Raw genomic sequence first — 261 nt, 5'->3', positions numbered from 1 at the left:
ATGCCGGGCAGCTTCGTCGTCGTGACGGTCAGCGCCCCTTCGTCCAGACGCGGCAAAAATTCAGCGCCCAGCCTCGTGGCGGCGAAGGCCGCGACCGCGAGCAACACGACGGCGAGCCCCATCGTCAGCGCAGGCTGTTGCGCGCCACGCGCGAGAATCGGCTCATAGTGCAGGCGTACCCAGTGAAGGATGCGGCTCTCACGCTCTGCGACCTTGCCGCGCAGCAACAGGCTAGCGAGCACTGGCATGACCGTCAGCGTG

The 261-nt window shown here is 67.0% G+C and carries 1 protein-coding gene; it reads right to left on the bottom strand.

The window, feature by feature from the left end; genetic code table 11:
* A partial coding sequence (locus SB764_RS41700; RefSeq protein WP_410866991.1) for an efflux RND transporter permease subunit occupies positions 1-248 on the bottom strand: 248 nt, incomplete at its 3' end.
* Between the last annotated feature and the right edge of the window lie 13 nt (positions 249-261).

Source organism: Paraburkholderia sp. SIMBA_027, from assembly GCF_046535315.1.
GTDB lineage: Bacteria > Pseudomonadota > Gammaproteobacteria > Burkholderiales > Burkholderiaceae > Paraburkholderia > Paraburkholderia tropica.
This window is presented reverse-complemented; position numbering and strand designations above follow the sequence as displayed.